The following is an 8,591-nucleotide window of genomic DNA, read 5'->3' on the forward strand; positions in this document are numbered from 1 at the left end:
CTGCGTTCCCAAAAAGTTGATGGTGTTTGCCTCCAGCTATCGCGAGGTGTTCAATGACGCGCGCGGGTATGGGTGGGATGTTGCGAACGGCGAATTGGATTGGTCGCATTTTCACACAAAACTCGAAGCCGAACTGGATCGGCTTGAAGGTGTCTACCAAAAGCTGCTCGATGGGTCCGGCGTGAAATGGTTCAGCCAGCGTGCGACGTTGACGGACGCGCACGAAGTGGAATTGGCCGACGGAACCAAGATCACCGCCAAGCATATTCTGGTGGCCACGGGCGGACGCCCCTTTGTGCCGGATATGCCGGGCGGCGAAACGGTTATCACGTCCGACGAAATTTTCCATCTCGACAAGTTGCCCGACACCATCCTGATCGTTGGCGGCGGATATATTGCCAGCGAGTTTGCCTGCATCCTTCATGGCTTGGGTGTGAAGGTCACCCAATTCTATCGTGGCGCTCAGATCTTGCGCGGGTTTGACGATGAGGCGCGGGGGCTGGTGGGCGAGAAGATGCAGGAAAACGGCATCAATCTTCGCACAGGCACCAATGTGCTGGAAATGGAGCCGCGGGATGGCGGAAAAACGTGGGTCAAGGCGACAGACGGCTCTCACGATGTCTATGACAAGGTGATGTATGCCACGGGGCGCAAACCCAACACCGCCGGTCTTGGCCTTGAGGCGCTCGGGATTGAACTTGGCCGTAACGGCGAAGTTAAAGTTGACGCGTATAGTCAAACTTCTGTTCCATCGATTTATGCGATTGGCGACGTGACTGATCGGGTTAATCTCACACCTGTTGCGATCCGCGAAGCGATGGCCTTTGTGGAAACAGTGTTCAACGGAAACCCGACCGCGCCAGATCACGATCTGATTGCCTCGGCGGTGTTCACGCAGCCAGAGCTTGGCACAGTCGGTCTGTCCGAAGAGGACGCGCGTGATCAGGAACCCATTGAAGTGTATTGCACTTCTTTCAAGGCAATGCAGCAAAGCTTCGCCGGGCGTGACGACCGTGTACTGATGAAACTGATCGTCAGCCAAGCGACGCGCAAGGTTTTGGGCTGCCATATCGTGGCGCCGCAAGCAGGTGAAATGATCCAGCTCGCGGGCATCGCCGTGAAGATGGGTGCCACCAAAGAAGACTTTGACCGTACGGTTGCCGTGCACCCAACGATGGCCGAAGAACTGGTCACAATGAAGTCCCCTTTGCGCACGGGTTGATATTGCGCGAAATGCGATCATTTAGAACGGACGTGCGACTTAGTCCGAAACAGGAAGAAAGCTGACATGGCAGGAAACAACGGAGGCCCCTGGGGCGGCGGCGGAAATCGCCCGACCGGCGGAAATGGCGGAGGCGGGGACAACCGTGGCGGTGGGCGCAAGCCCGGAAATGGCGAAACGCCTCAAATGCCCGAAATTGACGATCTGGTCCGCAAGGGTCAGGAACAACTGAAAGTACTGATGGGTGGACGCGGCAAAGGCGGCGGGCGCGGTCCCGGCGGCGGCGGCGGACCCAGTCTGAACCGTGGAACGATTGGCGTCGCGGCGCTTGCGGCGTTCGGACTTTGGGTATTTTCATCCCTCTACACGGTCCGGCCCGAAGAACAGTCTGTCGAACTGTTCCTTGGTAAATATTCGTCGACTGGCCAGCCGGGCCTGAACTTTGCGCCGTGGCCCCTGGTCAAAGCCGAAGTCATCCCTGTGACGCGCGAACAATCCGAAGCCATCGGCACGGGGCGCGGCGCATTGGACAGCGGGCTGATGCTGACCACGGATGCGAACATCGTCGACATCGAATTTCAGGTCGTTTGGAACATCAACGATCCAGCGGCGTTTTTGTTCAACCTTGCTGATCCGCAAGCAACCGTGCGGTCAGTTGCCGAATCCGCGATGCGGGAAATCATCGCCCAGTCGCAGTTGTCGCCGATCCTGAACCGCGACCGTGGTTTGATCGAGGCAAGCGCGCAGGACCTGATCCAGACAACACTGCAAAGCTATGAAAGCGGCATCAATGTCATCCGGGTCAACCTTGACCAGGCCGACCCCCCCGAAGAGGTGATTGATGCGTTCCGCGAAGTTCAGGCAGCTGAACAGGAACGGGACCGGCTGGAGCGTCAGGCCGATGCCTATGCCAACCGGGTTCTGGCGGGCGCGCGCGGTGAAGCGGCGCAGATTTTGGAAGAAGCCGAAGCCTACCGGGCAGAGACAATCAACGCCGCACAAGGTGAGGCATCGCGTTTCACGGCGGTCCTTGGCGAGTATGCCTTGGCACCAGAAGTCACACGCAAGCGTCTTTATCTTGAAACGATGGAAACCGTTCTTGGCGATATGGACAAGATCATCCTCGACAATGCAGGCGGCGAAGGTAGTCAGGGCGTCGTGCCTTATCTGCCCTTGAACGAATTGCGCCGGTCGCAGCAGACAGAGGGAAACTGAGACCATGAAAAAACTCACTTATCTCGTGCCCGTTGTTGTCGTGTCGGTGGCCGTGTTCCTGTCCTCCATCTTCATCGTGGATGAACGCGAAACCGCTTTGGTGCTTCAGTTTGGTCAGATCAAGCAGGTTCGCGAAGAACCCGGCCTCGCCTTTAAAGTGCCGTTGATCCAGGAAGTCGTGCGCTATGATGCGCGCATCTTGTCGTTGGATACGTCACCTCTCGAAGTGACGCCGTCCGATGATCGCCGCCTGATCGTCGACGCGTTTGCCCGCTACCGGATTGCTGACGTTGTTCGCTTCCGGCAGGCTGTTGGTGTTGGCGGCTTGCGCGTTGCGCAGGATCGTCTGGCCGACATTCTTACAACGCAAACCCGTGAAGTTCTTGGTTCCGACGGTGTCACATCCAACACCATTCTGTCGCCTGAGCGTGCCAGCCTGATGGTGCGTATTCGTGATCAGGCCCAGATGCGTGCTGATGCCCTTGGCCTTCAGGTTGTCGACGTGCGGCTCAAGCAGACCAACCTGCCGGACCAGAACCTTGAAGCGACCTTTGCCCGGATGCGGGCGGAACGTGAACGCGAAGCGGCTGACGAGATCGCCCGCGGTAACGAAGCTGCGCAGCGTGTACGTGCCCAAGCGGATCGTACGGTCGTCGAGCTGACGTCCGAAGCGCGCCGCGAGTCCGAGATCACACGCGGTGAAGCCGATGCCGAAGCCAACGGGATCTATGCGCAAGCTTACGGCGAAGATGCGGAATTCTTTGAATTCTATCGCTCGCTGACAGCCTATGAGCGTGCGCTTCAGGGACGGAACTCGTCCATTGTGATGTCTCCTGACAGCGAGTTCTTCAACTATCTGAACGGCAGTTCAGGCCGCGAATGACCTTGGTCCTTGTGGCGCTTGCTGGCGTCTTGGTTGTAGAGGGGCTGGTGCTTGCACTGGCCCCTTCGCGTCTTGAAGATCTGTTGCGGGCTTTGTGCACAATTCCGAAGGATATGCGCCGCATCCTTGGCCTTGCCGCGCTCGCATGCGGCGTCATATTGCTGTGGGTGGCAAGGGGGCTGATGTGATGAAAACGGCATTGATGATATCGGGGCTGGCGACGGCCGGTCTTTTGGCTCACGCCATACCAGCCCACGCCCAACCCGAGGGGTTCGGCGAGTTGCCCCGCTGGTCGCCCGGCATTGCAGCGATTGTTGGCCATCAGACGCCTGCCGATATCGATGGTGGCGGAACGGTTGCCGTCACCCGGTACGCTGCCGATGTGCGTCTGGCGCGCATCGGGCGCGATTTTACCACCGTGAGCTTGGGCTTCTCATTTGGCGGTGCCGATTACGCCTTTGGCGGCGGTGTGCCTGCGGTTTGGGAAGATATCGAAACCCGGAGTGTGTCGCTCAGCCTTGTGACGCGCATTGGGGATCGGGCGACGCTGATCGTGGCGCCCAGTTACCGGACCAGTAAAGAACGCGGCGCCGACATTGGCGCAGCCGATACCTATGGCGGCATCGCGGCGCTTTTTTGGCGATTAAGCGACAGCTTTACCATCGGGCCGGGTCTTGGCGCGTTCAGCAAGCTGGACGGCGACACACAGATTTTCCCTTTCCTTGCCATAGATTGGGACATTACCGAGAAGCTGAATTTGTCGACCGGGCAGGGGATTGGTGCAACCCAAGGGCCGGGTCTGTCACTAAGCTATGCGTTGACCGATGCGCTGCGCTTGGGCGTCGCGGGCCGGATCGAAAGTGCAGAGTTCCGGCTTGATGATGATGGGCTGGCGCCGGGCGGGATCGGGCAGCACGACAGTTTTCCCATTGTGGCAACGCTTGGATGGGACCCGAATCCCGGAACAAGCGTCAGCGCCTTCGCCGGGATGGAATATGGTGGCGAGTTGACCCTGCTGAATGCGCAAGGCGGGCTGATATCGCGCAACGATTATGATCCTGCGCCAGTGTTTGGCGGTCAAGTGTCGCTCCGGTTTTGAGACCGGCTTAGCTGGCCGCGCGCTCGCATCGCGTCACGAGTGTGTGACAGCATGCGACAGGACAGTAGATTTCCAAAGCCGCTCTGCCCATATTCCAAGCAACGAACTGTTCACGTGTTATGAATAGGCTCATCTCAAGAAGAAGGATCAACCAATGCGTTTGAGTGACCGATCGGATCTAGGCCGTATGCGGGCAGCTTTTGTCGCGCTTGGCCTTGGCGTGGCAATCACGCTGGGACAGGCGTCGCCCGTTGTGGCACGTGGCGCGCCAGAGAGCTTTGCAGACCTTGCAGAGCAAGTGAGCGATGCCGTTGTTAATATCACGACGCAAACATCGGTGTCCGCTGCTGCCGACCGTTCGACGCCCATGTTGCCCGAAGGCTCCCCCTTCGAAGATTTCTTCCGTGACTTCATGGACCGCAATGGCCCCGGTGGTGACGGCCCGCAACAGCGTCAGCGCCGGGGCGCGGCTCTTGGGTCCGGGTTTGTGATCTCTGACGACGGCTATATTGTCACAAACAACCACGTCATCGAAGGCGCCGATGAAATCACGATTGAGTTTTTCTCCGGCTATGAACTGCCGGCTGAAGTGATTGGCACTGACCCAAACACCGACATTGCTCTGCTGAAAGTCGAAAGTGATCAACCACTGCCGTTCGTTCCGTTTGGCGATAGCGAAGTTGCGCGTGTGGGCGATTGGGTCATGGCTATGGGCAACCCACTTGGTCAAGGGTTCTCGGTATCGGCTGGGATCGTATCGGCGCGCGGTCGTGCGTTGTCAGGCAGTTATGATGACTACATCCAGACGGATGCCGCGATCAACCGGGGCAACTCGGGCGGGCCACTGTTCAACATGGACGGCGAAGTGATCGGCGTGAATACCGCGATCCTGTCTCCAAATGGTGGGTCCATCGGGATCGGGTTCGCGATGTCTTCTGCCGTGGTGACACCGGTTGTGGATCAACTCAAACAGTTTGGTGAGACACGCCGCGGTTGGCTTGGTGTGCGCATTCAGAATGTGACAGATGAACTGGCCGATGCGTTGGGTCTTGAATCGCCTGAAGGTGCGCTTGTCACGGATGTCCCCGAAGGGCCTGCATCGGCCGCTGGTATGCGGTCGGGCGATGTTATCCTCAGCTTTGACGGCAACGAAGTTGCTGATACGCGCGGTCTGGTCCGCAATGTCGGGAACACAAGCGTTGGTAAAACCGTTCCCGTGACCGTCTTCCGCGATGGCGCGATCGAAACGCTCGATGTTACGCTTGGTCGCCGCGAAACAGCGGAAGCCGTGCCTGCCTCCGCACCGGCGAACGAGCCGATCCAAAGCGAACTGCTTGGCATGGAAGTGACCGGGCTGTCCGATGAGCTGCGCGCGCAGCTTGATCTTGCGGACGACACCACTGGCCTTGTTGTCACCGACATTGATGAAGAAAGTGCTGCTTTCGATAAGGGCCTGCGACGCGGCGATCTGATCACCGAAGCCGGTCAGGAAAAAGTGGCCTCTGCCGCTGATTTGTCGACGGCGGTTGATGCTGCCCGCGAGGGTGGCCGGAAATCGCTGCTTTTGCTGATCGAACGTGCCGGTGAGCCGCGCTTCGTCGCTCTGCCAATCGACGAAGAGTGATCCTTGTGGCCCTGAACCGGGGCAGGTGAGCAAAAAGGGCGGTGCCACAGGTGCCGCCCTTTTCATGTCTGGCGTGTCTTGTTGTCCGATGATCCGCCTTGGCGGGCCATCGCGGTGGGTGTCAATCGGCCCAGTCCGGCGCCGGTATGTGGCGATCCGGATAGGTGCGCCCCGGTTGATCCCCGGCGCGAGCCATCTCTGGGCGGAGGGTGCCCACGGCATCGTCGCGATCCAGAAGTCGGTCCAACATGGGGGAAATATCTTCCACCGTTTCCGCGATTACGTGGGTGATCGGCCCTTCGCATTGTAGGCGCCCCGTCACCCGCAGCAGCCGACCCGCGATCACGGCGCGGCGAAACTGTTCATAGATCTGCTTCCAGACGATCACGTTTACCGTTCCGGTTTCATCCTCCAGCGTGATGAAGATGATCCCCTTCGCGGTGCCGGGCCGCTGGCGCAACATCACAAGCCCCGCAACCGTAATCCGCGCCCCATTGGGCGGGCGGTCCAACCAGGATGCCGGCAAGGCAGATGGCGGGCGCGGCCACGGGCGGCCTGGCGGTTGCGCAGGGGGAACGTCGAAGGTGCGGGGCAGGTGTTGATGCATGAGAACAAAAATAGAACATTTGCGCAGTAACGCAAGCGGCGATCCTGCTCTGGAAAAATCGTCAACTCTGGCCTATCTGGTACTCAGTTAACACCCAAGCCAGTGCGCGCGACAGAAAGGGCAGACATGCCGAAGATCACCTATATCGAGCATAGCGGAACCGAACACGTTGTGGATGTGCCCGTCGGCCTGACCGTCATGGAAGGGGCTCGCGACAACGGCATCCCCGGCATCGAAGCCGATTGTGGCGGGGCCTGCGCTTGTTCCACATGCCACGTCTATGTCGCCGAAGCTTGGGTGGAAAAGCTTCCAGCGGTCGATCCCATGGAAGAAGACATGCTTGATTTCGCGTTCCAGCCGAACCCGAAACGCTCGCGACTGACCTGCCAGCTGAAAGTCACCGAAGATCTGGACGGGCTCGTTGTAAACATGCCTGAAAAGCAAATCTAATGCGGGCGGCCGCACTGGCTTTTGTGCTTGGTGCGGCAACCACCGGCGCATGCGCAGACGGCGTGGCCCCCGGACCCATCGAAGCTGCTTGGTTCGAATCCCCAACCGACATCTATCCGCACAACGTGCTGGGCGATCTGCGTCCTGCCTTTGTGCTCGCCGCGCGGGATACAGCCGGGCGCGAGATCCGTGTTGATCTGCGCGACATGCCCGGCACTTCGGTGTTCGAAGACATCGCTCCCCGCGTGGTCGATGCCACAGGTGACGGGTCCCCAGATATCGTCGTCGTGGAAAGCGATACCGGGCAGGGCGGGCAGCTTGCCATCTATTCCCTGCGTGGCGGAAGCTTGGTCAAATCTGCCGCCACGCCCTATATCGGCACGCGCTTTCGCTGGCTCGCGCCGGTCGCCGTGGCCGATCTGAACGGTGATGGCACCGTTGATCTGGCCTATGTGGAAACGCCGCATCTGGGAAAACGCCTACGCGTCTGGTCCTGGGCACCCGGCGGGCTGACCGAAATCGCCAACCTTGGCGGCCTGACCAATCACCGCATAGGGGATGAGGCGATCTTCGGCGGTTTGCGCGATTGCGGGCAGGGGCCGGAACTCGTGCTGTCCGATGCCGGTTGGACCAAACTGATGGCTGTAAAGCTCTCGGGCCAGACCCTTTCCGCACGCCCCATTTTCCCCGGAACTGCTCCGCAAGATTTCACCGCGGCACTGGCCTGCGAGCGCTGATCTGCCCTTGGCGCGGCGGGGCCATGCGGCTAAGTTTGCGCTCCGCTTCAAGCAACGGTGATACATGGCCCAAAAGACAGATCCCGCCACTCAAAACCGCATCGCGCGTCAGATCGCATCGGATATTTCCGCAACCCCCGCGCAGGTGGGGTCGGCTGTTGACTTGCTGGATGGTGGGTCCACTGTGCCATTCATCGCCCGCTACCGCAAAGAAGCCACAGGCGGGTTGGATGACACGCAACTGCGCAAGCTTGCAGACCGTCTGGATTACCTGCGTGATCTCGAAGCACGGCGCGCCACGATCCTGTCAGGCATCGCCGAACAAGGCCACCTGACCCCAGACCTTGAAGCCAAACTGAAAGCCGCAGACAGCAAAGCGGTACTCGAAGACCTTTACCTGCCTTTCCGCCCGAAACGTCGCACGCGCGCCATGATTGCCCGTGAAAACGGGCTGGAACCACTCGCCAAAGCCATCCTTGCCGATCGCCGGGCGCAACCCGAAACCCTTGCCGCCGCCTATGTCACCGACGACGTGCCCGACACGGCGGCCGCCTTGGCGGGCGCGCGCGATATCGTCGCCGAGGGGCTGACCGAGAACGCCGATCTTCTGGGCCGTTTGCGTGATTTCCTGAACCGGGAGGCGGTGCTTTCCGCAACTGTCGTGAAGGGCCAGCAAGACGCGGGCGCCAAATATTCCGACTACTTCGCCCATACCGAAAAATACGCCGCCGCGCCGGGGCACCGTGCGTTGGCC

General features: G+C 59.8%; 10 protein-coding genes. 9 read left to right on the top strand and 1 reads right to left on the bottom strand.

Annotation, left to right across the window (positions count from 1 at the left end):
- From gorA to E2L05_RS19730, 6 genes are all read left to right on the top strand, one after another.
- Nucleotides 1-1,222: glutathione-disulfide reductase (gene gorA, locus E2L05_RS19705; protein WP_133344674.1), on the top strand; the 1,222-nt coding region annotated here is incomplete at its 5' end.
- A 66-nt stretch (nt 1,223-1,288) separates the two neighbouring features.
- Nucleotides 1,289-2,437 (top strand): FtsH protease activity modulator HflK, encoded by a 1,149-nt coding sequence (gene hflK / locus E2L05_RS19710; RefSeq protein WP_133344676.1) that lies wholly within the window; start codon nt 1,289-1,291, stop codon nt 2,435-2,437.
- A gap of 4 nt (nt 2,438-2,441) precedes the next feature.
- The gene (gene hflC, locus E2L05_RS19715; protein WP_133344677.1) at nt 2,442-3,320 is read left to right on the top strand and encodes a protease modulator HflC; all 879 of its coding nucleotides are present in this window, start codon (nt 2,442-2,444) and stop codon (nt 3,318-3,320) included.
- Nucleotides 3,317-3,508, top strand: a complete 192-nt coding sequence (locus tag E2L05_RS19720; RefSeq protein ID WP_133344679.1) for a DUF2065 domain-containing protein — start codon at nt 3,317-3,319, stop codon at nt 3,506-3,508. Before hflC ends, E2L05_RS19720 begins: the two co-directional genes overlap by 4 nt.
- Complete coding sequence (locus E2L05_RS19725; RefSeq protein ID WP_133344681.1) at nt 3,508-4,419, top strand: hypothetical protein; 912 nt, start codon at nt 3,508-3,510, stop codon at nt 4,417-4,419. Before E2L05_RS19720 ends, E2L05_RS19725 begins: the two co-directional genes overlap by 1 nt.
- Before the next feature lie 154 nt (nt 4,420-4,573).
- The gene (locus tag E2L05_RS19730; RefSeq protein ID WP_133344683.1) at nt 4,574-6,043 is read left to right on the top strand and encodes a DegQ family serine endoprotease; all 1,470 of its coding nucleotides are present in this window, start codon (nt 4,574-4,576) and stop codon (nt 6,041-6,043) included.
- A gap of 121 nt (nt 6,044-6,164) precedes the next feature.
- Here E2L05_RS19730 and E2L05_RS19735 read toward each other — a convergent pair whose 3' ends face one another.
- Complete coding sequence (locus E2L05_RS19735) at nt 6,165-6,650, bottom strand: OB-fold nucleic acid binding domain-containing protein (RefSeq protein WP_133344685.1); 486 nt, start codon at nt 6,648-6,650, stop codon at nt 6,165-6,167.
- A 126-nt stretch (nt 6,651-6,776) separates the two neighbouring features.
- Between E2L05_RS19735 and E2L05_RS19740 the strand changes: the two genes are divergently transcribed.
- The 3 genes from E2L05_RS19740 to E2L05_RS19750 all read left to right on the top strand — a co-directional run.
- Nucleotides 6,777-7,100 (top strand): 2Fe-2S iron-sulfur cluster-binding protein, encoded by a 324-nt coding sequence (locus E2L05_RS19740; protein ID WP_133344687.1) that lies wholly within the window; start codon nt 6,777-6,779, stop codon nt 7,098-7,100.
- Nucleotides 7,100-7,837: an FG-GAP repeat domain-containing protein gene (locus tag E2L05_RS19745; protein ID WP_133344689.1), complete on the top strand. Its 738-nt coding sequence runs from the start codon at nt 7,100-7,102 to the stop codon at nt 7,835-7,837. Before E2L05_RS19740 ends, E2L05_RS19745 begins: the two co-directional genes overlap by 1 nt.
- A gap of 64 nt (nt 7,838-7,901) precedes the next feature.
- Nucleotides 7,902-8,591: Tex-like N-terminal domain-containing protein (locus tag E2L05_RS19750; RefSeq protein ID WP_279512649.1), on the top strand; the 690-nt coding region annotated here is incomplete at its 3' end.

It is taken from the genome of Meridianimarinicoccus aquatilis (assembly GCF_004358675.1).
In the GTDB taxonomy this organism is placed as follows: Bacteria; Pseudomonadota; Alphaproteobacteria; order Rhodobacterales; family Rhodobacteraceae; genus Meridianimarinicoccus; species Meridianimarinicoccus aquatilis.

Coding starts and splice junctions, on each gene's coding strand:
- E2L05_RS19735 (WP_133344685.1), bottom strand. CDS start 6,650: ATGCATCAACACCTGCCCCGCACCTTCGACGTTCCCCCTGCGCAACCG.
- E2L05_RS19730 (WP_133344683.1), top strand. CDS start 4,574: ATGCGTTTGAGTGACCGATCGGATCTAGGCCGTATGCGGGCAGCTTTT.
- E2L05_RS19740 (WP_133344687.1), top strand. CDS start 6,777: ATGCCGAAGATCACCTATATCGAGCATAGCGGAACCGAACACGTTGTG.
- hflC (WP_133344677.1), top strand. CDS start 2,442: ATGAAAAAACTCACTTATCTCGTGCCCGTTGTTGTCGTGTCGGTGGCC.
- E2L05_RS19745 (WP_133344689.1), top strand. CDS start 7,100: ATGCGGGCGGCCGCACTGGCTTTTGTGCTTGGTGCGGCAACCACCGGC.
- E2L05_RS19720 (WP_133344679.1), top strand. CDS start 3,317: ATGACCTTGGTCCTTGTGGCGCTTGCTGGCGTCTTGGTTGTAGAGGGG.
- E2L05_RS19725 (WP_133344681.1), top strand. CDS start 3,508: ATGAAAACGGCATTGATGATATCGGGGCTGGCGACGGCCGGTCTTTTG.
- hflK (WP_133344676.1), top strand. CDS start 1,289: ATGGCAGGAAACAACGGAGGCCCCTGGGGCGGCGGCGGAAATCGCCCG.